At 57.9% G+C, this 22,114-nt stretch carries 23 protein-coding genes and 1 tRNA gene; 12 read left to right on the top strand and 12 right to left on the bottom strand.

What is annotated here, in order from left to right:
• Positions 1 to 75: 75 nt before the first annotated feature.
• Positions 76 to 1,152: a siroheme decarboxylase subunit beta gene (gene ahbB / locus BLW38_RS09325; RefSeq protein WP_092816977.1), complete on the top strand. Its 1,077-nt coding sequence runs from the start codon at positions 76 to 78 to the stop codon at positions 1,150 to 1,152.
• Between the two features lie 133 nt (positions 1,153 to 1,285).
• The gene (locus BLW38_RS09330) at positions 1,286 to 1,975 is read left to right on the top strand and encodes a non-canonical purine NTP pyrophosphatase (protein WP_092816978.1); all 690 of its coding nucleotides are present in this window, start codon (positions 1,286 to 1,288) and stop codon (positions 1,973 to 1,975) included.
• 293 nt (positions 1,976 to 2,268) lie between these two features.
• Here BLW38_RS09330 and BLW38_RS09335 read toward each other — a convergent pair whose 3' ends face one another.
• From BLW38_RS09335 to BLW38_RS09350, 4 genes are all read right to left on the bottom strand, one after another.
• A complete protein-coding gene (locus BLW38_RS09335) occupies positions 2,269 to 2,958 on the bottom strand; it encodes a DUF7384 family protein (protein WP_092816979.1) in 690 nt (229 codons plus the stop codon).
• 247 nt (positions 2,959 to 3,205) lie between these two features.
• Positions 3,206 to 3,865: a potassium channel family protein gene (locus tag BLW38_RS09340; RefSeq protein ID WP_092816980.1), complete on the bottom strand. Its 660-nt coding sequence runs from the start codon at positions 3,863 to 3,865 to the stop codon at positions 3,206 to 3,208.
• Positions 3,866 to 3,977: 112 nt separating this feature from the next.
• Positions 3,978 to 4,898: a DMT family transporter gene (locus tag BLW38_RS09345; RefSeq protein WP_092816981.1), complete on the bottom strand. Its 921-nt coding sequence runs from the start codon at positions 4,896 to 4,898 to the stop codon at positions 3,978 to 3,980.
• 194 nt (positions 4,899 to 5,092) lie between these two features.
• Entirely contained in the window at positions 5,093 to 5,584 is a 492-nt protein-coding gene (locus BLW38_RS09350) for a CBS domain-containing protein (RefSeq protein WP_092816982.1), read from the bottom strand.
• 85 nt (positions 5,585 to 5,669) lie between these two features.
• Here BLW38_RS09350 and BLW38_RS09355 point away from each other — a divergent pair, with 85 nt between their 5' ends.
• Together BLW38_RS09355 and BLW38_RS09360 are read left to right on the top strand one after the other, a co-directional pair.
• Positions 5,670 to 6,215 (top strand): DUF1684 domain-containing protein, encoded by a 546-nt coding sequence (locus BLW38_RS09355; RefSeq protein WP_092816983.1) that lies wholly within the window; start codon positions 5,670 to 5,672, stop codon positions 6,213 to 6,215.
• A gap of 46 nt (positions 6,216 to 6,261) precedes the next feature.
• Positions 6,262 to 6,888 carry a hypothetical protein gene (locus tag BLW38_RS09360; protein WP_245710130.1) on the top strand — a complete coding sequence of 209 codons (627 nt, stop codon included), beginning with the start codon at positions 6,262 to 6,264 and terminating at the stop codon, positions 6,886 to 6,888.
• Positions 6,889 to 6,896: 8 nt separating this feature from the next.
• Here the strand turns inward: BLW38_RS09360 and BLW38_RS09365 are convergent, their stop codons facing one another.
• A complete protein-coding gene (locus BLW38_RS09365; protein WP_092816984.1) occupies positions 6,897 to 8,270 on the bottom strand; it encodes an ATP-binding protein in 1,374 nt (457 codons plus the stop codon).
• 120 nt (positions 8,271 to 8,390) lie between these two features.
• Between BLW38_RS09365 and BLW38_RS09370 the strand changes: the two genes are divergently transcribed.
• Positions 8,391 to 9,533 (top strand): thiolase family protein, encoded by a 1,143-nt coding sequence (locus BLW38_RS09370; protein WP_092816985.1) that lies wholly within the window; start codon positions 8,391 to 8,393, stop codon positions 9,531 to 9,533.
• Between the two features lie 55 nt (positions 9,534 to 9,588).
• Here BLW38_RS09370 and BLW38_RS09375 read toward each other — a convergent pair whose 3' ends face one another.
• The gene (locus BLW38_RS09375) at positions 9,589 to 10,044 is read right to left on the bottom strand and encodes a DUF5814 domain-containing protein (protein ID WP_092816986.1); all 456 of its coding nucleotides are present in this window, start codon (positions 10,042 to 10,044) and stop codon (positions 9,589 to 9,591) included.
• A gap of 159 nt (positions 10,045 to 10,203) precedes the next feature.
• Here BLW38_RS09375 and BLW38_RS09380 point away from each other — a divergent pair.
• Positions 10,204 to 10,275, top strand: a tRNA-His gene (locus BLW38_RS09380).
• Between the two features lie 64 nt (positions 10,276 to 10,339).
• Positions 10,340 to 11,455, top strand: coding sequence for a tyrosine-type recombinase/integrase (locus tag BLW38_RS09385; RefSeq protein ID WP_092816987.1), 1,116 nt, complete (start codon positions 10,340 to 10,342; stop codon positions 11,453 to 11,455).
• Between the two features lie 739 nt (positions 11,456 to 12,194).
• Here BLW38_RS09385 and BLW38_RS09390 read toward each other — a convergent pair.
• Complete coding sequence (locus BLW38_RS09390; protein ID WP_177167471.1) at positions 12,195 to 12,839, bottom strand: 3'-5' exonuclease; 645 nt, start codon at positions 12,837 to 12,839, stop codon at positions 12,195 to 12,197.
• Positions 12,840 to 13,162: 323 nt separating this feature from the next.
• Between BLW38_RS09390 and BLW38_RS09395 the strand changes: the two genes are divergently transcribed.
• The gene (locus tag BLW38_RS09395) at positions 13,163 to 13,702 is read left to right on the top strand and encodes an LAGLIDADG family homing endonuclease (protein WP_092816989.1); all 540 of its coding nucleotides are present in this window, start codon (positions 13,163 to 13,165) and stop codon (positions 13,700 to 13,702) included.
• Between the two features lie 555 nt (positions 13,703 to 14,257).
• Positions 14,258 to 15,388, top strand: a complete 1,131-nt coding sequence (locus tag BLW38_RS09400) for a PDDEXK family nuclease (RefSeq protein ID WP_143040833.1) — start codon at positions 14,258 to 14,260, stop codon at positions 15,386 to 15,388.
• Between the two features lie 259 nt (positions 15,389 to 15,647).
• Here the strand turns inward: BLW38_RS09400 and BLW38_RS15780 are convergent, their stop codons facing one another.
• Positions 15,648 to 16,097: a hypothetical protein gene (locus BLW38_RS15780; protein WP_143040834.1), complete on the bottom strand. Its 450-nt coding sequence runs from the start codon at positions 16,095 to 16,097 to the stop codon at positions 15,648 to 15,650.
• A complete protein-coding gene (locus BLW38_RS16435) occupies positions 16,094 to 16,255 on the bottom strand; it encodes a hypothetical protein (RefSeq protein WP_218143049.1) in 162 nt (53 codons plus the stop codon). The genes BLW38_RS15780 and BLW38_RS16435 overlap by 4 nt, the downstream gene beginning before the upstream one ends.
• 297 nt (positions 16,256 to 16,552) lie before the next feature.
• On the opposite strand from BLW38_RS16435, the gene BLW38_RS09405 reads away from it, so the two are divergent.
• The 3 genes from BLW38_RS09405 (at position 16,553) to BLW38_RS09410 (ending at position 19,128) form a co-directional block, all read left to right on the top strand.
• Positions 16,553 to 16,804 carry a winged helix-turn-helix domain-containing protein gene (locus tag BLW38_RS09405; RefSeq protein WP_218143050.1) on the top strand — a complete coding sequence of 84 codons (252 nt, stop codon included), beginning with the start codon at positions 16,553 to 16,555 and terminating at the stop codon, positions 16,802 to 16,804.
• Positions 16,805 to 17,161: 357 nt separating this feature from the next.
• The gene (locus tag BLW38_RS16670) at positions 17,162 to 17,287 is read left to right on the top strand and encodes a hypothetical protein (RefSeq protein ID WP_281241166.1); all 126 of its coding nucleotides are present in this window, start codon (positions 17,162 to 17,164) and stop codon (positions 17,285 to 17,287) included.
• A 200-nt stretch (positions 17,288 to 17,487) separates the two neighbouring features.
• A complete protein-coding gene (locus BLW38_RS09410; protein WP_092816992.1) occupies positions 17,488 to 19,128 on the top strand; it encodes a hypothetical protein in 1,641 nt (546 codons plus the stop codon).
• A 410-nt stretch (positions 19,129 to 19,538) separates the two neighbouring features.
• On the opposite strand, the gene BLW38_RS09415 is transcribed toward BLW38_RS09410, so the two are convergent.
• From BLW38_RS09415 to BLW38_RS09425, 3 genes are all read right to left on the bottom strand, one after another.
• Entirely contained in the window at positions 19,539 to 20,027 is a 489-nt protein-coding gene (locus BLW38_RS09415) for a hypothetical protein (RefSeq protein WP_092816993.1), read from the bottom strand.
• Between the two features lie 164 nt (positions 20,028 to 20,191).
• Complete coding sequence (locus tag BLW38_RS09420) at positions 20,192 to 20,620, bottom strand: hypothetical protein (RefSeq protein ID WP_092816994.1); 429 nt, start codon at positions 20,618 to 20,620, stop codon at positions 20,192 to 20,194.
• Positions 20,598 to 22,094: a GNAT family N-acetyltransferase gene (locus tag BLW38_RS09425; RefSeq protein ID WP_092816995.1), complete on the bottom strand. Its 1,497-nt coding sequence runs from the start codon at positions 22,092 to 22,094 to the stop codon at positions 20,598 to 20,600. The genes BLW38_RS09420 and BLW38_RS09425 overlap by 23 nt, the downstream gene beginning before the upstream one ends.
• Positions 22,095 to 22,114 lie beyond the last annotated feature (20 nt).

Genomic DNA, 22,114 nt, shown 5'->3' on the forward strand with positions numbered 1-22,114 from the left:
GCCGGCCACGAGCACGGCCCTCGACCGAACCACCACTCCGAAAGCCGTAGGTACGCGCCGACCATACCGGGGGTAATGACCCTCGATGCCGACTGGCGTGCCGACCTCGACGCCGTCGACGCCGCGCTCATCGACGGCTACCAGAGCGGGTTCCCGGTCGTCGACCGTCCCTTCGAGACCGTTGCGGACGCGATCGGCGCGGAGACGTGCCACGACGTCGACGGGAACGAGATCCTCGAGCGCGTCCGCGACCTCCGGGAGGCGGGCGTCTTTCGCCGGTTCGGCGCCGTCCTCAATCCGCCGGTCATCGGATCCTCGACGCTGGCCGCGGTGCAGGCCCCCGCGGATCGGTTCGAGGAGATCGCCGAAACGGTGAATAACCACCGGCAGGTGAACCACAATTACCGCCGCGACCACGAGTGGAACATGTGGTTCGTCGTCACCGCCGGATCCCGGACACGACGCGACGACATTCTCGCCGAGATCGAGGCTGAAACCGGCTGTTCGGTGCTCACGCTTCCGATGCTCACCGACTACTACATCGATCTCGAATTCCCCGTGGTCAACGGCGATCGGTTTGCTCGCGAATCCGTCGCCGGCGAGGATGCCTCGGCGACCCGGATCTCCGAGGACGCGCGCGGGGACCTGTCGCCGCTGGAGGCGGACCTCCTCGTCGCCATCCAGGACGGATTTCCGCTGTCGGCGACGCTCTACCGGGACGTCGCGGCGGACATCAACTCGTCCTCCGCCGGAATCGACGCATCGTCTGCGGAGGTTCGTGCCGCGATCCGGCGGCTGTTGGCTGACGGCTGTATCAAACGGATCGGTTGCGTCGTCAACCACGTCGTCACCGGCTTCCGGAACAACTGTATGGTCGTCTGGGACGTGCCCGACGCGGACCTCGACGAGTACGGCGAACGTGTGGGCAGCCTGCCGTACGTGACGCTGTGTTACCACCGGCCGCGACGCCCCGAGCAGAATTGGCCGTACAACCTGTTCACGATGATTCACGGTCGCGAGGCCGAGGCGGTGGACGCGAAGATCGACGAACTCGCCGCCGAATACCTCCCGGTACCCCACGAACGGCTCTACTCGACGGAGACGCTGAAACAGACCGGTGCGCGGTACGAGGAGCTCCTCTCGGAGGCATAGCCGTCCCCGCCCCCGTCGAACCGCTGGAACGGCCGAACCGAGACCGCCGAACCCTCGGACCGTCGGACCGTCGAGGCCTGCTCCGGTCGTCCGGGACCGACGGCTATTCGTGTCCGCTGGGCGAGCTTCCGGTATGCTCACCTACGTGACGACGAATCCCGGGAAGGTCCGGGAGGCCGAATCGTACCTTTCGGCGGGGTCGATCAACCGCCTCGAGTACGACTACTCCGAGATCCAAAGCGACGATCTCGGCCCGATCGCTGCTCACGGCGCGCGCGAGGCGTACCGCTATGCCGGCGAACCCGTGCTGGTCGACGACGCCGGGCTGTTCATCGACGGGCTCGATGGGTTCCCGGGTCCGTACTCCTCGTACGTCGAGGACACGCTCGGCGTCGACGGCGTGTGGGACGCCGCCGCCGACCTGCCGGATCGAAGCGCCGCGTTCCGGTGCGTGTTGGCCTACTGTGACGGCGAGGAGTTCGCGGCCACGCCTGACCCGATCGACCGCGACGACCGGATGGCCGCCGCGGCCACGACCGGCCCCGATTCCGCTGCCGAACCCGACGCCACCGATGCCGAACACGGCGCCACCGACGCCCGGACCGACACCACCGACGATCGGTCCGTCCTCCCGGTGAAGCTCTTCGAGGGGTACGTTCCGGGAACGATCGTCGCTCCGCGCGGCGACGGCGGCTTCGGCTACGACCCGATCTTCGAACACAACGGGACGACGTTCGCCGAGATGGACACCGAGCGCAAGAACGCGGTCTCCCACCGCGGCCGTGCGCTCGCGAAGTTCGCCGAGTGGTTCGCCCAGCGGTAGCGGGCAAACACCGGATTCGACACGAGCAACCGGCGATCCCGCCCGGAGGTATATCCGTGATCGAGAATCACCCCGCCGCGTGCTCGACGAAACCGTCCCGACGTCTCCGCGACCGTGCGACACGCGGCGTCGGGTCGGGGATCCTCCCCACCGCGCACCCGTGTCGCCTGTTCGCCACTGACGCCAGTTCGCCACTGACGCCAGTTCGCCACTGACGCCAACCCACGATCAGAGTGTACCCGGCATCGCCGCGGCAGGGCCGTGATCGTCGTCACGGTTCGACCGTGAGCCGATCACTCGTGAGGGTCACGGTCCGGCCCCGGATACTCGCCACCGACCACCGTCGGGTACAGGCGTTCGGGGTCGAAGACCGCCGTGAACGCCCGCGGTTCCCGAACGCTTAGGTCGACCCGGTCACGGAGTGCCACCCCCGCAGCGACGCCGGTCAGATCTGGATCGAAGGAGAGCACGTGCATCGCGCCGCCGCGGTACGCCGCCGCGAGTGCGGGATGGTCGCCGGGTGGTTGATCGACGACGACGAAACGGTCCGCCGCAAGCGACCGCCACGCGGACGCGATCTCGAGCCCCGCGAGATCGCTGATGACTGCCTGCGCGTCCGCAAGGAGGTCGGGGGTCGCGACGATGGTGAGCCACGAGTGACCACGGATCCGGTCCAACGCGGCGCGTGCCTCGCCGCCGACGAGGAGGTCGGCCGCCAGTACGTCCGCGTCGACAACGATCCGCGCGATCGAGGGATCGGGACCATCACCATCGTCCGCCGAGTCGTCACCATCGTCCGCCGAGTCGTCACCATCGTCCGCCGAGTCGTCGCGAGCGTCCCCTGTCTCGCTCGTTCGATCGTCCGCCGGCGACTCCGAGATCTCGTCATCTACCGGTGGTGAGCGTCGCGCCGCGAGCGCGTCGCGAACATCCGAACGCGTGACTCCCGTCGGCGGTCGATCGAAGAGGTCGCTCCAGTGCACACTCCCGCACACGGGCCGATCGGATATCGGATTTACGACGGCGCCACCACGATCGAAGCCGTCGGTGACCGACGGTTCAGCCGGACGACCGCCGCGCGTCTGACGTGGGTTTATGGGCATCGGGACTCCCGAACCGACTGGGCGCGCGAATCCACAGTTTCCCCCCATCCTCACCCCGCGCGCCCCCGTCACACGCTCGTTCAGGGCTACACACCCGTTCGTCGGCCCTGGTCAATCCGAACTTCGCTCACGCGGTCCCGAGCAGCGTCGCTTCGACGTCCTCGATCGTACCGGTCGCGACGAGCAGCGCGAGCCTGTCTCCAGCCTCGATCGCCGTCCCCGGGAGCGGGATCGTCAGGGGGTCGCCGTCGCGACCGTGTGCGTAGATGCGGCCGTGATCCCCCAGGTCGACCTCGTTGACGTGACCCCCGATAACCGGTGCGCTTGCAGTGACGGTCACGGTGAGCAGCTGGAGTCCCTCAGTCAGGTCGTCGAGAGCGTTGAAGTCGCCGCCGAGGATCGCAGTTTTGGCGCCCGCAGCGCCGAACCGCTCAGGGTAGATGACCGCATCGGCATCCTTCTCGTACCGCTCGTACGTGTCGCGTTCGACGTCTTCACTCAGCCGCATTACGGTCCGGCAGTCGTACGTCGACCCGATCCGGCAGATCCGGTGGTTCGTCTCGATCGAACCGGTGAGCCCACCGACGGCGCGGGCATTGTCGATCCCTGCCTCTTCGAGGACCGACCGAACGCTGCCGTCGCCGTCGATTACGTCGAACCCTCTCTCCCGAGCCCTGTGGACCTTCTCGCGGTCGTTGTCAACGACACGGACGTCGTGGCCCTCCGCGTCGAGTACTCGCGCAGTCCGTGCGCCGACCCGTCCGAATCCGACGACGAGTATCTCCATACCTCGCCGTACGGCGACCGGCATCAAAAACCTATGCGAGATGTTACCACGATGGACTCCGTCTCGGATGAGCGGGGAGATCACGCGACGCCCGACTGAGGGAGTCGACGGCTCACCCGGTGGACCGGTATCGGACGATCTCCGCGCGGATGGCCTCCCGTTTCACGAGGAGGAAGCCACAGAAGATGAGGAGAAAGCCGAGAACGGTCGCGATCGTGATGATCTCATCGAGGAACACCCATCCCGAAAGCGCGGCGAACACCGGTGCGACGTACGAGACGAGGTTGATCTCGATCGGACCGAGGCGTTCGAGGAGATCAAAGAAGACCAAGAACCCGATCGCGCTGGCGGCGATCGAGAGATATCCCAACGCGAGGATCGCTTCGAAGGACCAGACGACGTCGCCGACCGATTCGCCGAGGCCGATCGAGACGATATGCATGATCGCCGCACCGATCAGCATCGACCATGCTTCCATCGTCTCGATCGGCAGCTGGGCGTCGACGGTTCGCGTGAGGACGGTTCCGAGCGCGAAGGATGCGGCGGCGAGGAACACGAGGAGTTTCGGAACGGCACCGTCGCCGAGAAGGGATCCAGGATCGGGGTTGGTAAGCACGATCACGCCGCCCAGTCCGAACAGAAGCCCAACCGTTCCGACGATCGTCAACCGTTCCTCCGGAAGGAACCCGCGAGCGAAGACGGTCGTCAAGACCGGCGACAGGCTCACGATCACCGCGGCGACCGCGCTCGTCACGTGGGGATCCGACTCACCGATGAACAGGAAGACGTGGTAGGCTGCGATGAGAAGGACGCCGCCGATCGCCACGAGCGTCCACTCGCCGCGCGTTCGCGGAATCGGGTCGTCGACGATCAGCACGGCGTATCCGAGCATCACGACCGCTGCCACGTCGTATCGAAACGCCGCGAACAGGACGGGCGGGAAGTACTCGAGTCCGGCGTTGATCGTCATAAACGCCGACCCCCAGAGGGTCGCAAGCAGGAGGAACAGGAGGAGGTTTCGGTAGCTGCGCACATCCCCACTGCGGAGGGGTTCACCCTGAGGGTTTCGAAGACCGAACTTCGAGCCGGATCCGTCCGGGTTGAGAAGAGTCGTTTCTCCGATCGCCGTCGCGGCAGTTCCGACCGTGTACGGGGCGGTACGGCCGTGTACGGAGTTACATAACCGTGTGTGAATGATACGGCCGTGTACGTTGCGATTTCTGCGGGTCAGTCCAATCCGCGGTCACGCAACGCCCGAATGACGTCCTGTCTGGCGATGAGTCCGACGAGTCGACCGTCCGCGTCGACGACCGGAACCCGGTTTACGTCCGGATCTCCGGAAAGCAGGTCGAGAACGGTTTCAGCGTCGGCATCGGGATCCACCGTGACGACGTCGGTCGTCATCACCTTCGAGATCGGACGGCCGGATTCGCGAACGAAATCGAGGCCCGTGTCGATGTCGTTCCACGGGACGTCGATTTGGTAGGTGAGCGTGTCGACGAACGGCGGGAAGCCGATCGGGATCCAGAGCGTTTCGTCCTCGGGCTCAAAGAGGTCGACGAGGTCGGATTCGGAGACGATCCCGAGGAGGTACCGTTCGTCGTCGATCACCGGGAATCCTGAGAACCGGACGCGAGCAAATCGTTTGAGCACGTCCGCAACGTCATCCTCCGGCGATACCGTCTGTACGTCCGTGATCATCAGATCGCGGGCCTGCATACGTTCCCCTCGGTCATCCCGGAAGGTAAACTCTCGGTCGCACCGGATCCCATCGCTCATACGGATCGACGGTCAATATCGGGGTATGACCGACGACTACGCGAGCCGCGTCCGTGAGAGCCGCGCGGAGAAGGACGAGTTCTTCGACGAGCATCCCCAGTCACCGATCCCGCCGGAACGCCGAGACGACTTCGACGGATTGGCGTATTTCGATCCCGATCCCGACTCCCGGGTTTCGGCGACCGTCACGGTTCACGAGGATCCCGAGCCGATCGAACTCGAGACGACCGCCGGACCGAACGTCCGGTACCTTCGCGTCGTCACGTTCGCGTTCGAGCTGAACGGCGCGGATCTGACGCTCGCGGCCTACCGCCAGGAGGGTGACGAGGACGCGGCCCTGTTCATTCCCTTCCGTGACAAGACGACCGGCCAGGAGACCTACCACAACGGGCGCTACATCGAACTCGAACCGGAGGAGGACCTCGCCGACGGCGACGAGGTCACGATCGACTTCAACCTGGCATACAACCCCTTCTGTGCGTACACCGAGACGTTCTCGTGTCCGCTTCCGCCCGAGGAGAACTGGCTCGAGATCGCCGTGTACGCCGGCGAACGAACGCCGCCCTGGTGACCCTGTTCCCTACGGAACTTTGGGTTTCCACGCCGTACCACGTTGTATGCCCACAGATCCCACGGAACACACTGATGATTCCGCGACACGGTCCGCCGATCCGACACGCATCCGCGTCGTCGTCGTCCACGCCGCCGACGTCGTGACGGCGCTCGAAGCCCGAGAGCGGAGTCGTCGACGAACGGTCCTCCGAGCCACACCCCCGTTCACGGGACGGATGCGTGCACGGCTTCACGATGCGGCTGCGGCCGAAGATCGCGATGCGGCCCCAGCGGACGGCGACGGTACGGTCGCGGAGAGCGTGGATCCCCCGCACCCGGAGGCGAGTTCGGAATCCGGGAGGGAGTCGACTGAAGCGGTCCACATCCCCCCTCGAGATCTGGTCGTCGATCCACCGCCGTATCCCGATCCGGACGACACCGAGGACGCGCTCCGTGCTCGTGACGCCTACGACATCGAGACGCACCGAAGCCGACACGCCGCTGCGGTCGCCGACTGGCGGGACACGGTTCGCGGTCGGATCGCGGAGACCGTCCCCATCACCATCGAGGGAGAGACCACTCCTCGAGACCAGAGCCGATCGCGGTCGGACGCAGCCGATACTCGGCCGCGAACACATGAGGTCCATGTGAGCGCGCTGGGAACGTCACCTGACGACTCAGCGGATACCTGACGAGGCGGCTAGTCGTGGGTGTGGCCGGTGCCCTCGTCGTCGTGGTCGTGTGAGCCGGAGCCGCCGTCGCCGACGATTTCGGCGCCCTCTCCGTCGATCATGTCCATATTCTTCAGGTTGTCCCGCTCTTCGAAGTCCTCGACGGCGGCGACGACGTCCTCCTGGGTGAGAGTCATTCGGTCCTCGGTCAGCGCGCGGAGGACGGCCTCACGAAGGACCATTCGGAGGTCCGACCCCGTCAGCCCCGCGGTCGATTCGGCGATCTCCTCGGGATCGAAGTCCGCGATGTCCATCTCCTCGGTGACGATCCGAAGGATGTCCGCCCGCATCTCCCGGTCGGGCTTGGGGAAGTTGACGATCTCGTCGAATCGTCGCCACGCGGCCGCATCCAGCTGATCGGGGTGATTCGTTGCACCGATGAGCAACACCTCGTCGCGGATCAGCGAGATGTCGTCGATCGACTTGAGCAGCGTGTTGACCGCGCGTTTGAGTGCGGCGTGTTCGTCCGATCGGCGCGTCTTCGCGACCGAGTCGAACTCGTCGATGAAGAGGATACACGGGGAGAGACGCTTTGCGACCTCGAAGGTCTTCTCGACGTTTTTGGCCGTCTCGCCGAGGTACTGGCTCGTGATCATCGAGAGCTTCACCTCGACGAACGGCAGGCCAAGCTCGTGTGCGAGCGCCCTCGAAATGGTCGTTTTCCCGGTTCCGGGAGGACCCACGAACAGGAGCTTCCCGATCTCCCGGAGGCCGATGCTCGCCAGATACTCGCGGTGTTCGATCGCCTTGACGAGTTTCTGGATCTCCTCCTCCTGGTCGCCGGTGAGAACCAGGTCCTCGAGCGTCGTCTCGATCTCCTCAGGGGCGCGAACGTTGACCAGATCGAGCATCTCCGCGTCCTCCTCCTCGTCGAAATACTCGTCGAGCAGGGCGTCGATCCAGACGCGGTCGGCGTGGATCGGGCGGGTGTCCTCGCGGGCCTCTTCGTGGGTGACCGACATCTCGAGGTCGTCGTGATCCTCGAAGGCGGCCGCAAGCGTCGGGTTCGTCGCGATCCGTTCGTCGTCGGCGCGTTCGTGGACCCATTCGAGGGCCATCTCGGGCTGGGTGAGCGAGATCTCGCCGGAGAAGTCGGTTCGCTGCGTGAACAGCAGGTCGGAAACGGCCTCCCAGGGGCGTTCCACGCCGGTCGCGGTGCGCACTGTGTCGTCGGTGGCTTTGAGCGGTCGCTCCACGCCGCCGGGACCGTCCTCCCCCGGCGTATCCGTCCAGAACACCTGCCGAAACCGTGGCGGCAGGTCGTTCTCGTCGAGATCGCGGCGGTCCGAATAGAGATGTGTCGTCAACACGAATTCGACCACGTCGAGGGCCGGGTCACTCATCCCCCAAAAGTTGGGACGGGCGGCGTTTAAGCGCGTCGAAGCACCCCCATACGTGGATCGGAACCCACACGGAAGGCGGATCCACCCGAACTTAAGCCGCCGCCGGACCGAGCGATCGATATGTCGGCAGCTACCACACCGGTGATCGCGGTCGCCCGCCGGACCCCACAGGGTAAAGACGGCGGGGTCTTCAGCGAGGTTCGCAGCGAGGACCTCTCGATCACCCTCATCGACCACATCCTCGAAACGACCGGATTGACGGCCGCCCACGTCGACGACCTGATGTGGGGCGTCGCCCAGCAGCGGGATGAACAGGACAACAACGTCGCACGCGTCATCGCGTTGCTGTCGGAGCTCGGTGAGAGCGTCCCCGCGACGACCATCAATCGGTGGTGCGCCTCCTCGATGCAGGCGATCATCTCCGCGGCGGATGCGATCGCTGCCGGCAACCGCGAGTGTATCATCGCCGGTGGCGTGGAGAACATGTCCCGCGTGCCGATGGACACGAGCGCATACGATGCTCTCCATCCCGATCTCGCCCAGCAGTACGATATCTTCCAACTGCAGATGGGGATGACCGCCGAGACCGTCGCCGAGGAGTACGGCGTGAGTCGTCGCACACAGGACGAGTACGCCGCACGAAGCCATCGACGGGCGGCCGAGGCGGTCGAGTCCGGGCGGTTCGACCGGGAGATCGTCCCCGTCGAAACCGCCGACGGCCTCATCGAAGTGGACGAGGGGATCCGCCCGGACACGACGGTGGATGCGCTCTCGGAGCTGCCGCCGGCGTTCACCGGAGACGGCACCGTCACGGCCGGAAACGCCTCACAGATATCCGACGGTGCGGCGGCGACGCTCGTCACGAGCCGGGCGTTCGCCGAGGACCACGGCCTCGACGTCCTCGCCGAGGTCGGTACCAATGCCGTTGCCGGCGTCGACCCGACCGTGATGGGTATCGGTCCGGTTCCGGCGACCCGTGGACTGCTCGACCGGGCCGGAACGTCGATCGAGGACTACGACCTCGTCGAGCTCAACGAGGCGTTCGCCTCACAGTGTGTCCACTCGAAACGGGAACTCAGCGTTCCTGACGACCGGTTCAACGTGAACGGCGGTGCGATCGCGATCGGCCACCCCTTGGGCGCCTCGGGGGCTCGGCTGCCGGTGACGCTGGTCCACGAAATGAACGTTCGCGACGCCGACCGTGGGCTCGCGACGCTCTGTGTCGGCTTCGGGCAGGGTGCCGCGATCGAGTTCACACGGTAGACGGTCGACGGAACGCGGACGTCAAGAGCGGGACCTCGAGGACGTCGGGGACGACTCAGCCCGAGAGGTCGCGTTTCGCCCGGCGGGCGCGGTCGGCCATCTCCGGATGCCCGTCGACGTCAGCGAGGGTTTCGACGGCTTCCATCGTCCGAATGGAGTCGTCGAGGAACGACCGGACGTCGCCGGTGTACGCGTAGACCAGATAGTCGTCGGTCATCACGTCGACGATCGCGTTCGGGCCGAGTCCCTCCGCCCGTAACTCGAGGAGATAGCGCGCGAACTTCCGCTCCGGACACCCACAGTAGGGGTTCTGGTCGCAGTCACAGTCCAGGAAATCCTCGGCGAAGTCGAGAACCCGATCGCGGGTGGCCGAATCGAGCTTCGCGATCCCGTCGCCGGTGAACAGGAGATCGAGAGTCGCCCCGGCGAAGGCACCCTTCGGCAGGCTCGCCTCCAGCTGGGAGGCGATCTGGCGGTGGTTCTTCACGTAGATCTTGTCCGTGATCGCCACAGTTGGACCGGAATAGGTGTTGGGTGAGTAAAAGCGGCGTGGTGTGTCTTGAGCGCTGGAACGACGGGGTGCGATGCCGCTGCCGTATGCTGAATCGTCACACGGAACGGGAAAAGTCGTAACGTATATCCGTCACACCGCGATAGATACTGCTGCGTGTCCGGGTTGGGGTAGTGGTTATCCTTCAGCCTTGTGGAGGCTGAGACGCGGGTTCGATTCTCGCACCCGGACCTTAACACTTCTAAACCCGTAGCCGTTGTGCGGTTTTGCCTGTTCTTGTACAAGAAGTGATACAATGGCTAAAGTCACAAAGGCGGGTTTCGACGGGGGGCCCATCGTTCCCAAACCCACGAGAGAGCAGCTTACAGACCGTCAGCTCGAAGATTACGCTGAGCATAGGGTGCGGCTTATTTCTTGGATGGAAAATCTGGGGAAGTCGCCAGAGCAAGGCGAGGGATACGCCCAAGACACAGTCAATGGACGAGCGTATCGTCTCGACGCCTTCTACCGATTTGTCTGGGAAGAGGAGGGTCGCTACACGACCCAGGTCACGCACGACCACGCAGACGAGTGGATGCGGAAGCTCGCGTATGGCGATACCTCACAAGAGAACAAGGCCAGTCATCTGAAGACCGTCAAGATGCTCTTCCGGTGGCGTGCCAGGGAGTTCGGGGGTGAAGAGTGGGAGTCAGAGATCACGTTCAGTACGAACTCTGGACAGACCAATCCGAAAGACTACCTCACACAGGAAGAGCGCCAGCGGATTCGGGATGCGTCACTCGAGTACGGCGGCGTCCCGAACTACAACAGCCTATCACCCGATGAGCGGGATCACTGGAAGGCCCACCTCGCTCAACGATTTGAAAAACCGAAACGGGACATCGGTCCAGATGATTTCTCACGAGCGAACTCGTGGAAGATCCCGAGCCTCATCTGGGCCGCTCTCGATACCGGCCTCCGACCAGTCGAAGTCAAACGAGCAAAAAAGCAGTGGGCCGACGTACAAAACAAGGTACTCCGTATCCCGAAGGAGGATTCGTCGAAGAATTACAATAACTGGACGGTGTCTCTCACAGAGCGGACGGCCAACGCACTCGGGCGCTGGTTGGCTGAGCGTGAGCAATACGCAAAATACGACGGGAGAGACGAGCTGTGGCTGAATCGGATCGGGAATCCGTACCAGTACTACTCTCTGAATCGAATCTTCAGAGACATCTGTGAGGACGCGAGCATCCCTTCAGAGGGACGAACATTCTATGCGATCAGACATAGCTTGGCGACATATATGACTCGTGAGGAGGGGCTGGCGGCCGCTCAAGCACAGATGAGACACAAGAGCCAGGTCTCGACGATGCGGTACGACCAAGCTCCTGTTGAAGATCGTCGGGAGGCACTGGATCGAATGGGGTGATGGAGATAATTTAGTTGGGAATTTCACCGGCCTCACCGGTCCCACTTCGGAGGTCTACTATCGGTTGAGTGGATCACTGCGGACGGAACTGGAAGAGCGCGTAACTTTCCTGTCGAAAGGGTGTGACTGGGTGAGGAAGAGTGCACCAGGACTTCCGCATCAAGAATATCGTCTTTCGTGGCCCACCCAAGTAGGTCGATCTCAACAGATTCGGTACGTCTGGTACTCTCGTCTGTGTTCCGATCTCCGACGGGCGGCCTTCGATCCAGGACGATTTTATTCGGGTTGACATCATACGTGTTTTGCTGGCAATCCACGCTATACTCTCGTAGGTTCACCCGACTAAGGAGATAAAACTCGGAATCAACTGATCCCTCTGTAACCAGTAGTCGTGGGTCATCATGTGTAGATCCTTTCGAATCGAGGCCACCACGTTCTCCGTCAAATTCGATCGGAAAATCATATCCTGGGTCGGTTGAGGTCGCCGTGTTGATCTGTAGCCCAAAATACTCGGCTACAGCGAGTTCGGCTAACAGACCGACAAAATGCCGCTCAGATATTGAGGGTCCCGAGTACGAGTCTGGCGACGCAACAGTAGCGGTCCGCTCCCCTCGAATCCGATCACAAGCCAGTCGGCATGCTTGTCGGAGATCTCGGCCAACGAGAGTAATAGTTTCCACAACAGGTCTGCTAACCAAACGGTGTATCGCTTCTATCAGTCTACCGGTCACTGTCGCTTCTAACGACGACCGGCATCTATCTCGTACAGAGCGATATTTGACTCAATGTCTCCTACGACGTATTGGTGGATCACATTTTCGAGTTCGTCAATTTCCTCCTTGCGATCCTCAGAAACCGCAGCGATATATTTCGAAGCAAGTCGCTCTCCGAATATGGAATTACTGAGCTCTTCCCCCTCCCACATCGTTGGCTGAACAGTAAGGCCATGTGTATCCAGTACCTCCTCCAGCGAAGGCCACTTGACACCGGCCTCGTCGGCTAACCTTTTCCGAGGGACAAATAGGTCAACGTGGTTCTTTGCGCAATAGAGCTCGGGTTGCTGACGGAACTGAAGCGACTCGATGCGTTTTGATAGATAGTCCAAATCGAAGGCCTCGCCGTTGTATGTCACGAGTGCGTTGGGATCAAACTCGTTGATGCGCTCAAACGCTCGACGAATCATGGTCCCCTCATCACCGAGTGCACCTCCAAGGGTCAGCACGTCGATAGACTGCTCGCCAGCCACGGTGTCCTTCAGGCCGATCCCGATTGCAACTGTCCGGCCGCTCGTCGGATCGAGGGAATTACACTCAATATCGATGCTGGCGTATCGAGTGGCAATCTCATCCGGGCCGAGTGTCTGGTGAAAAATCGAATTTTCCATCGTGTAAAGGACACTGAGCGAGATCATCAAACTGTCGACTTTCTTACGATACGTATTGAACTCGATATGTAATCTCAAGCTCGCAGTCACGCTTCTATCAATCGCGTCCGGTTATTAGGTTATACCAGCTTTAGGAGAGCGGGAGATGTGGCTGGTGGCACCTAATCTTTCTATGTGGATCCATAATTGATGGAAATAAGACCCCCTCACACAGCCGCTTCAAGACTCTTCATACTCGGTTAGTGTCTATCTCCATATAGGTAATAGGAAGCTCACAGTCGACGAGCGGCGGCACCGTCCTACGAACAGCGAAAACAAATAAAATGAAATCACGTACAGCAGCAACGACGACACCCGAGTATAGCACAACAGACCTGGCCTTCACCATGGGCTTGATAGCTGGCGAATCAAGCTTCTTCATCACGTTCAGCCGGGATGATCGGTATCGGCACGACGTCTACTACGGTCCCAAGTTCGCGATCTCGATGGGCGAGAAGGAAGAGAAAATGCTTCGCAACCAGTCTCAGCTCTACGATCTCGGAACGGTAAATAAGAGTCAGAAAGGCTACCAGTGGGTCATATCAAGCCGAGCCGAGTGCCGCGAGCTGATCGAACTTATCGACCAGTACCTCGAGCAAAACTCTTCCACCGCGTTCCTGGGCGCAGCGAAGCACGAAGCCTACGAGAACTGGCGATCCGCACTGGAACTGCTCCGACCCGGTCGACAACTCACCGCAGATGAAGTGGTCGAACTTGCCGAGCTACGAGACGGAATCAACTATATTGGCGCGACAAATGCGATACCGACGGAAGAGATCAAAGAGTTAGTCAGAGCGGCTGAAACAGAACAGAATGTCGTATAACCAGAAGGAATATCCCTGAAAAGTGACTATCTTCATATGAGGCCCAGTTAGAGGCCTCACTAACCTGGGGAGGTTAGGTATCCATTTGGGTAACGACAGCACCCTTCTGGAGAGACGGCATCCAGAGGCCGGGTTATCAGCCCCGGTCGGAACCGTTTCTGCGATTAGTCACTCTACAGCACTGAGGGCCCAGTACACTTGATTTCTCATGGAGACTGGCTGAGTGCCACTCACAAGCGTTCGCAGAGCAAGAGAGTGTGTTCCGGATTCGCGCCGTACCATCTGTACTGCGTGTCATTACTCGTCGCTGGTGATAGAGATCGCTCCCAAGGTCAGTTACTTATTTCCGATAGTGTTCGTTATGAGAAAAAGTGTATCCACGTAGATAGAAGATATGCCCCACGATGATCGTGGCCCCGGTACAGCAATCCGGTAACAGAGAGAGACCTGTTTCTGACAGGCAATTGTATCGCATTCAGTGACGGGAATAATAGTTAGTTCCAAAACGTCTCAATAACACGACTGTTTATCCCTATTGCTTAGAGTGCTTATGTAATGCGGATTCATCAGTTCGACGAGAATAAGAAACACCCTCGATCGACTCCCGCCGAACGCAATCCGATCAAACCTGCTGGCGACGGAGAAGGTGAAGCTGAACTTGAGCGGTGGCTGAACGCAGCTCCCGAGTCGCTCTTGAATGAACCTGTGCTACTCTTTTCTCGACAGCCGAACCTCCCGACCGGGGAGCCAGATCTGTTGGGTTTGGACCGTTTTGGAAATGTCCTTGTCTTTGAACTCAAACGAGGTGGGTCCGGGTCTGAATCCGCCTCTGAGGCCAGCATCGTCAGTCAGCCTCAATTGTATGCACAAGCTCTTGACCGGTACGACTACCACGACTTGGATGCGCTATATACGGAATACAGAGGTAGAGAAGAGGTTCTTCCAGATCCTGTTGCCGCACATGATTCTCTCCAGCTCGCATTCAATTCGTTCTTTGATCGCGACATTGATCCGTGGGAATTGAACCAAGCGCAACGACTCGTCATCGTGGCGGAAACGATCACTGGACAGACCAGACAGTCCGCACGGTGGCTCCGAGATCAGGGTCTGGATATTCAGTGTGTGGAAGTACAGCGATTCCAATTTCCATCTGACGAGATCGGGTTCGGCGTTACAACCGTCGTGGATTACGATGAAACACGGACCCAGGGTACGGACTCCTCAAAACCCGGTGATAGAGTATTTTCCAACAACGTGTTTACCGCCGCCTTCCCGGAGGTACAAGATCTACTGTCTGTCGATAGCATAGACTCGGTTCTCGGGAATCTGTCGACAAATTATCCCTACTTGGAAACGCAAGCCGACAAACATCCCGACAACGTGCGGTACGCCCTTCGAGTCAACCCCTACGATGATCGAGAAATAAAAGTCGCCATCGATGCTCCCGGCGATGGAAACAAGGCCGCGCCAGAGTATCTTCGGGAGCAGAAAGACGTCTTTGAGAACCGAGGGTTCAGTGTCAGTCAGCGGAGTTCAATGCGAATCGTTGTCGACACCTGGGAGATAGACGGCATCGAAGATCTACGTGATGACGCATTCGTTCACCGTGTCGTGACACGATATACGGAACTGATTGAACTCGGCCACGAAGTGTTTGAGTCGTTCAATCCCGATGATAGTGAATAGAGGGCCTGTGAGGACTCGTTGGTAAAATTTGACTATCAGGGCTAAGCACGAGTCTATGCCCCATGATAATACGGCGGGGACAATGCGCTTCAACCCGGTAACCCTTGAATTTCCGCGCGTACGTAGTGCCAAGCGGGTACGTACGGATGTCATATCGGCCCCCTCCTGTCGATTGCCCCAAATGGGTACTATTCCGAGTGGTAATTGTCCTTGACCTACTGTTGCGGGCACACCGTTTTAGATCGGGTCCATGCCAAAATCAAGTTATAGTCTCAACGGTATCCCCAGAATCGTTTCCATAAGCCGCCAATATCACTCCGCCAATAAAAAATACGACTCCAAGAGGTATCCCAACAAGCGTGATGACCAACAAAAATCCGGTAACAATACTCAAGTAACCGATCAAGTTCACGAACAGTACTACACCTGAGTTTCCTTCTGAAAACCCCGGTTCTCTAATTTCTACACCGTCTTCGCTATCATCTTCCACCGCAGAATCCGTTGAGTCATCACCAGTTGCTGATTTGGTGACATCCGCTCTTCCCACAGTATCATTATCCTCGAATTGAGCGCCGCAGCTGTCACACTGAAGGCGTCCGTTGAATCCGTCAGGCCAACCCGCCCAGTAAGTTTTCAGGCGGATCGTCTTTTCTTCGCAGTCTGGACACGGATTCCATTGCTTATATTTCACCTCCGAGAAGCTGGTCATTTGTCTCTAATCAGAACCATCGCAACACTGTGTCCACCGTTCATAATCGTATTTCTGAACTCCCATCCATCTGACTCAAGCTTTTCCAGAATCTCTTTCGCTCGAGCGGGGCGGTTTTTCGGAGCTGCATCTAATTTTACTACTTTGTGTTCTACCATTATTACGTGTTAAAACACCGATCAGAAGTCCAGACAAAGCGATGCGATGTATTTTGTCCGCTCTCATCGTTCTCCCGGTCAATCACTATGCGCTCACATCGATTGGCGTCTTGTTGATCAAAGTCTTCGAAATCATAGAGTTCCAATAGCTCCACCGACAGAACCGTCTCAGCGTAATGCTATAAACATACGTTCGTATAGCTACAGACTTACGCCTGATATGCTATCGATTTCGCTTAGAAGGGCTATTCATATAATCGTGGGAATCGCCGCTCAATGCGGCCCCGAGTACCGTGGATGACCAGCGCCGATAATCGTATCCTTGAGTTCCTTGACGAGAAGGGGATCGTCGCAACTCCCTATGTAATTGCTGCGAACATCGATTACAACCGACTGTACGTGAATGAGCGGATTCGAATCCTCGCGCAGAACGAACTCGTAGAGAAGGGTGATGAGCCGCTGTATCAGATCACGGAGCGTGGACGTCAGTATCTTCAGGGTGAGCTCGGTGTCGATGATCTACCAGCGATGCACGAAGAAGATCGTTAGATTGGCGGTTCTCTCTGGTTCTTAATTCCGCTTGTGGTGGCATGGATTTTTTAGGTCGTCTCACTTGGTCGGATAGATCGGAGCGATAATCTTCGACTCGTTTCGTGGCTGTCATTGTATAGCACGCTCTGGTAGCCCTCCGCCGTAAGTGTCGGAAGATCATACCTATTTGACTGACATACCCACCCCGATGCCGGATGCGACTTTTCTGTGTATCCACCCCAGAGGATCGCCAGATTGCTTCTATCAATAGAATATATTTGGGAAATAAAAGCAAAACTCTATCAGCGATAACCAGATATACTAAGAATACTTAATAATCAGAATACTTATAGCACCAGAAATACTATGTATAGTATGGCGGAAGCTACACTCCCCGTGTCAAGCGATACTCACGAAGTCGTCCAATCAAAGAAACGTGGCGGCGAGACGTATGATACTCTCATCAGGAGAGTGTTTGAAGAGTATCAGCCAGACGTATAGTTGGGTGTAGAAATAATCGGTGACAATGGGTGACCTGTACAAAGTGCCCTATCACCGGTTTTCTGTCATACTGATGATGACCATAAGCAAGGCAAATTAACACCTTCCTTACGTGTGTACTACACGCGGAAGGAGATTAATTGTTTCGCAACTGGCTGTCATCGAGGTGTTCGCCACTCCTGTGAAAGGCGCAATACACAATGAGAAACGACAACCAGACATCTGAAGAAGAGAATAGCTTCAATGCGGAAGTATACGAACAGGATGAGCATGGTTTACTCACCTTTGATGGTGTACTTCAAGCAGCCATAGACAATCCCGCGTATGCCCACTATCCGACGGTGTTGGATTCGGCTCGGTTCCTATACAGAGATAATGATACACGGTGGGAGTTCTGGGAACTGTACGGTGAGTTCAAAGGTGACGATGATCCGGACGTTTCTGGAATCCAGGAATGGAAGAAAACAATCGAGAGCGATCACGAGATAGACGAATCAAAATATGACGGACTGGACCGAACCAGTCTCGATGACGAATTAATCGAACACGAAACTCCCGACGTTGCCAAGCCAGACGAAGAGGTCACGTGGAAGGAAGTAGAGGATATCGTACTGCTGTACTTCAATCAAAATACGCTCGATGCGGTTGAAGCATTAGCTACTGTGCCGATTCAGCTGATGTTTGACGACTTCACCGACTGTCCGATGGTGATCATCGTTGGAAACGCCAGCTCAGGAAAGACAACTGTGCTTGAGTTGTTCAAGGGATGGGATCGGGTCTACACCACGCACGAAGTAACTCCGGCGGCGTTCGTTACTCACAACGCAGATCAAGATAATGATGACCTCGGAAAGATGGACCTGCTTCCGAAGATCACCGACCAGGTCCTATGGGTTCCGGAGATGGGAACCTGGTTCTCAGGCGATGGTATCGAGAAGTACATGCGGACGCTCTCAGGTGTCGCTGACGGAAGTGGATACGTGAAATCTACCGGAGCACAGGGATCTCATGGCTATGATGGTGAACCCGGTGAATATCAGTTTGGTCTCATGGGGGCAACGACGCCGCCAAGCCCGAGTGCTTGGTCAGAGATGGGTAATGCTGGTGCTCGAGTCCTCATGCACGGTATGCCGAACACCGACGATGATGACGAGGTGCTCAAACAACTGTTCGGAAATAATGGGATCAGCTACGCGGAAAAAAAGAGCATCGTTCAGGACAAGATCAGCAACTGGCTCCGAACCCTCTACCACGAGCATGACGGTCACATCGAGATGAATAACGAGGACGTTGACGGAAAAGTCGCCGAGACGGCTCTCAAGCTCGGGGAAATCATTGCTCACGGTCGGGCGGTCTCGTACGCGACCGAGAATGTAGACGGAGATCTCGAAGGCGGGAGCCAGATCGAGGATCGGAAACGTGCGACCCAAATGATTCGTTTCACCGCGAGGGCGAGGGCCGCGATGGACGGCCGTTCGTCGGTAGAAACTCGTGACCTCCAACTCTGTGCTCGGATTGCGTTTGCTACAATGCCCGAGAAGCGCCGAAAGATCATCCGCTTGCTGTGTAACCCGAAAAACGGCACAAAGTTCACTACAGCAGAGGTTATGACGGCACTTAACCTTGGATCGAAACATACAGCGAAGAATCGGATGCAAACCGTCGAGAATCTCGGGCTCGCAGTCTTCACACCAGAAGGCCAGACCACAAGGGGCGGTAGTGCCGATATCGTTGAGCTCAACGACGAGAGACTGATGTGGCTGTTCAGTAAGGACACTGAGGAGAGTAATCCGGGTCCGCTCAGCTGGCCGTTTGATGATCAAGAGATCGGCACCGCATAACTGATCCAAAGCGTGCAGAAATTCGGATGGTGGGACAGGGGGTGGGGGTGCCCCCCTTTACTGTCAAAACAAAACAACTGACGGCTATAGTGTTGGGTTAGTGTAGGGGGATGACTGGGGAAGAAAACATAGTGTGTAACGAGAGGGCACCCCCCACCCCCTGTCCCTCCCTCGTAAACACTGCACACTTTGTTGAGGGGAGATGGTCTCCAATTACAGGTGTCCCTATTCATATCCCATTCGCTGAAATGCCACCACAATCGTTTATAGAGCGTCTAACGTCCAAAGAACGCCTATATTACTTCTTAGAACACTTGTGAATGAAATGAATCCCATCCGGTTGTAGTTTCTGATTTATCGATAGAAGTCTTCGATGTGATCCAGTATTCTCCCCTTGGTAGCTCGGAGGGCTACTCGTTCGTGTACTCAATTGCGTACACCGGCATATGGATTGGGAAATGCTTCGTGAAGAACGGGCCCTCGAGCTCTCGGCGAGTCCGGCGCAGCGACGGGTCCTGATCCGCCGGGAAGATGAGGACGGCGACGTCGATATCAAGCGTTTCCTCGCGCTCGTGAGCCGCCTGGATTTTCATCAGATGCCACCGGGCTCGCATCTGCTCTTTCTTTTCGTGTTCGATGGCAACGCGATGCTTCCGATGATAGGCGTCCAAGAACGGCGTCAAACGCTCGTGATGATCTTGGTGTTCCGGCCCGAGATCGACTTGGACTTGCGTCTCCCATCCACCCAGTTCGTCTAAGGCACCGGACCGCTCCGAGTAGTTCCGCTGACCGGCGTTTGCCGCCCAGATAGCTGGGATTTCGAGAACCTCCTCGAGCACGTCTTTCTCGCGGAGCTGTCTCTCCCCGCCGTTCCGTGAGTATGTCTCAATTTCCACCATACAGTTTGACAAGTAAGATCCCGTTCGCATGGATTTCAAACCCCGAGTTCACCGGGTGAAAAGCCCCGACGCCTGTTGTGGCAATCAAATAACACGATGGATACGGCGATTCGGTGCCAGGAAGATTCAGAGAAAATCACAGAGCAGATCTTGCTGAGAGAGAACTAATCGCTCGCTGACTGCGGATCAGGGGTGAGCAGTGAGTCGTACTCGCCTCGAAGATACTGGAAAGAGATCGGCGGACGGAAATCGTCGATACGCTGCTGTGGATCAATAGGCTCCGTGAATCGTTGAACGTCGGCGACCTCGAAAGCGTACCCCGTGTCCGTGTTCGCGAAGTAGTCCATGAATCGTGACCGCTGATCCATCCCAGAATTGGAACCAAACTCCCGCCAGAGTTCCGCCGGAGTACCTTCAGATACGCCGTTCAGTGAGAACGACCCTACGATCTCTTGGACAGGAGAGGAAGCGTACATATAGATGGTCCCGATAGCGGATGGATCGCGAAAGGGAGTCTTACGGAACTCGTACCGTTTCTCGTGACCGAGAATCTTCTCTGCAAACTCGGGCTTAATTGACAGTAAAACGTCCATCTATACCTCCGTTGTCGCGAATATACTGGTAACCTGATTCATCGATTTGTTGAATAGATTGAGGCGCTCCAGATAAAACGCCTTCATCCAGCAGTACCTGATAGTGAATTGGATTCTCAAGCTCGAAGTGCCATTTGAACAGTATTACCGTCGTGGGAGACTCTACCATTTTAGCAATCTCTCGTTCCGTGAATACGGATCGTTTGCCTACCAACTCCTGTACAGCCTCGGCTTCAGTCATTTCATACTCTACTTGCTCACAGACTCCCAAAGAGGTGACTTCCATGTGGTCGTGCGTCCGGTAGAATAGTAGAATGTCGTCCGATTCGATTTGTCGGATATTCGCGTGGGTGAGGTATGCTTTCTTGATAGCATTACCTTCAGAGAGAAGTTGCCCCGAGAACTCGGTTAATTTCGGTTGGCGGTTCTGGTACGTCGGAAATAGTCGTCCATGGAACTTAGGCTGGGTCGGAACCAAATACTTGCTCACGCAGGGGCCATCGTAGAAGCTGGGATAAAATCGGATGTGTACCTCTGGTGGGTCAGGATCATCTCCGGGGCCAGGGGTTAGTCGTTTGACGAAGATCGTCTCGCTGCTGGCGGTCTGTGAAGCTCGTCTAAATCCGTACTTGGAGATCAACTGTACGAGATAGTCATCTTCCGTAATGTAGTGTGTGAGGTATATCTCCTCGAGCTCGTGCTGGACAGCTTCACGTATGGCGATACTCACCAGAAGTTCTCCAATTTTCGATCCACGCCTATGTGACGCCACTTTGAGCGTACAGATCTTCATTCGATCTCGCTTGCCGAGTTCTGGTTTCTCGCCGATAGGCTCAGCCTCGTTAGGTTTTAGAATGAGGACTGCACCGAGTGTTCCGTCTCCATTCCAGTTCACATAGACATCTCGCTCGTCGGGGATACTTTCAAACCAGCTTCGGAAGTTGTAATCTTCCTTCAGTGAATCGAAAATCGGATCGTCGACATCGATATCTGCAACCTGTTGCTTCTGAATCGATGGTGGGCCCTCGTAGGCTGCTGGTTCCTCCTTGAACTGCTCCCTGGCTTCCTCGATACTCAATACGTTCTCTTTGATACCGAGTTCGTCGGCTTTCCGATGCATGTCCCCATCTTCGGTAATGAGCATATCGGTGCGGCCCTCAAATACCGTATAGAGGAGCGCATTATCTACCTGCTCGTTGAAACTATCCGCTTCAGGGACGTGGTTGCGGAACGCCGTCGATGAAGGATTCGGATACGGAGGAAATCCTAATTCGGCGTAAGTTTCGATCTTCGACTCATCTGTTTCGCGTCGCTCATCGTTCTCGTAGTTCCGAACCTCTTGTTTCGAGAGTGGATGGATCAGGATAGTGTGCCCTTCCGTCTTCAGCAGCTTCTCCAGCTCTTGGAGTGGCTCGGGGACCGTCCAGTCTCCCTCGCGTTCGATAAATACATTCGTATCGATGAGTACCTCCATCTCATTCACCTATCTGACAT

The organism is Halopenitus malekzadehii (assembly GCF_900108505.1).
GTDB classification, from domain to species: domain Archaea; phylum Halobacteriota; class Halobacteria; order Halobacteriales; family Haloferacaceae; genus Halopenitus; species Halopenitus malekzadehii.

Bases quoted from the DNA above. Each gene is read 5' to 3' on its own strand.
- BLW38_RS09370 (WP_092816985.1), top strand. From the start codon at position 8,391: ATGTCGGCAGCTACCACACCGGTGATCGCGGTCGCCCGCCGGACCCCA.
- BLW38_RS16435 (WP_218143049.1), bottom strand. From the start codon at position 16,255: ATGGTAGAACACAAAGTAGTAAAATTAGATGCAGCTCCGAAAAACCGC.
- BLW38_RS09410 (WP_092816992.1), top strand. From the start codon at position 17,488: ATGAGAAACGACAACCAGACATCTGAAGAAGAGAATAGCTTCAATGCG.
- BLW38_RS09350 (WP_092816982.1), bottom strand. From the start codon at position 5,584: ATGCAGGCCCGCGATCTGATGATCACGGACGTACAGACGGTATCGCCG.
- BLW38_RS09330 (WP_092816978.1), top strand. From the start codon at position 1,286: ATGCTCACCTACGTGACGACGAATCCCGGGAAGGTCCGGGAGGCCGAA.
- BLW38_RS09425 (WP_092816995.1), bottom strand. From the start codon at position 22,094: ATGGAGGTACTCATCGATACGAATGTATTTATCGAACGCGAGGGAGAC.
- BLW38_RS09355 (WP_092816983.1), top strand. From the start codon at position 5,670: ATGACCGACGACTACGCGAGCCGCGTCCGTGAGAGCCGCGCGGAGAAG.
- BLW38_RS15780 (WP_143040834.1), bottom strand. From the start codon at position 16,097: ATGACCAGCTTCTCGGAGGTGAAATATAAGCAATGGAATCCGTGTCCA.
- BLW38_RS09360 (WP_245710130.1), top strand. From the start codon at position 6,262: ATGCCCACAGATCCCACGGAACACACTGATGATTCCGCGACACGGTCC.
- BLW38_RS09420 (WP_092816994.1), bottom strand. From the start codon at position 20,620: ATGGACGTTTTACTGTCAATTAAGCCCGAGTTTGCAGAGAAGATTCTC.
- BLW38_RS09385 (WP_092816987.1), top strand. From the start codon at position 10,340: ATGGCTAAAGTCACAAAGGCGGGTTTCGACGGGGGGCCCATCGTTCCC.
- BLW38_RS09400 (WP_143040833.1), top strand. From the start codon at position 14,258: ATGCGGATTCATCAGTTCGACGAGAATAAGAAACACCCTCGATCGACT.
- BLW38_RS16670 (WP_281241166.1), top strand. From the start codon at position 17,162: ATGGCGGAAGCTACACTCCCCGTGTCAAGCGATACTCACGAAGTCGTC.
- BLW38_RS09415 (WP_092816993.1), bottom strand. From the start codon at position 20,027: ATGGTGGAAATTGAGACATACTCACGGAACGGCGGGGAGAGACAGCTC.
- BLW38_RS09395 (WP_092816989.1), top strand. From the start codon at position 13,163: ATGAAATCACGTACAGCAGCAACGACGACACCCGAGTATAGCACAACA.
- BLW38_RS09365 (WP_092816984.1), bottom strand. From the start codon at position 8,270: ATGAGTGACCCGGCCCTCGACGTGGTCGAATTCGTGTTGACGACACAT.
- BLW38_RS09340 (WP_092816980.1), bottom strand. From the start codon at position 3,865: ATGGAGATACTCGTCGTCGGATTCGGACGGGTCGGCGCACGGACTGCG.
- BLW38_RS09390 (WP_177167471.1), bottom strand. From the start codon at position 12,839: ATGGAAAATTCGATTTTTCACCAGACACTCGGCCCGGATGAGATTGCC.
- ahbB (WP_092816977.1), top strand. From the start codon at position 76: ATGACCCTCGATGCCGACTGGCGTGCCGACCTCGACGCCGTCGACGCC.
- BLW38_RS09405 (WP_218143050.1), top strand. From the start codon at position 16,553: ATGACCAGCGCCGATAATCGTATCCTTGAGTTCCTTGACGAGAAGGGG.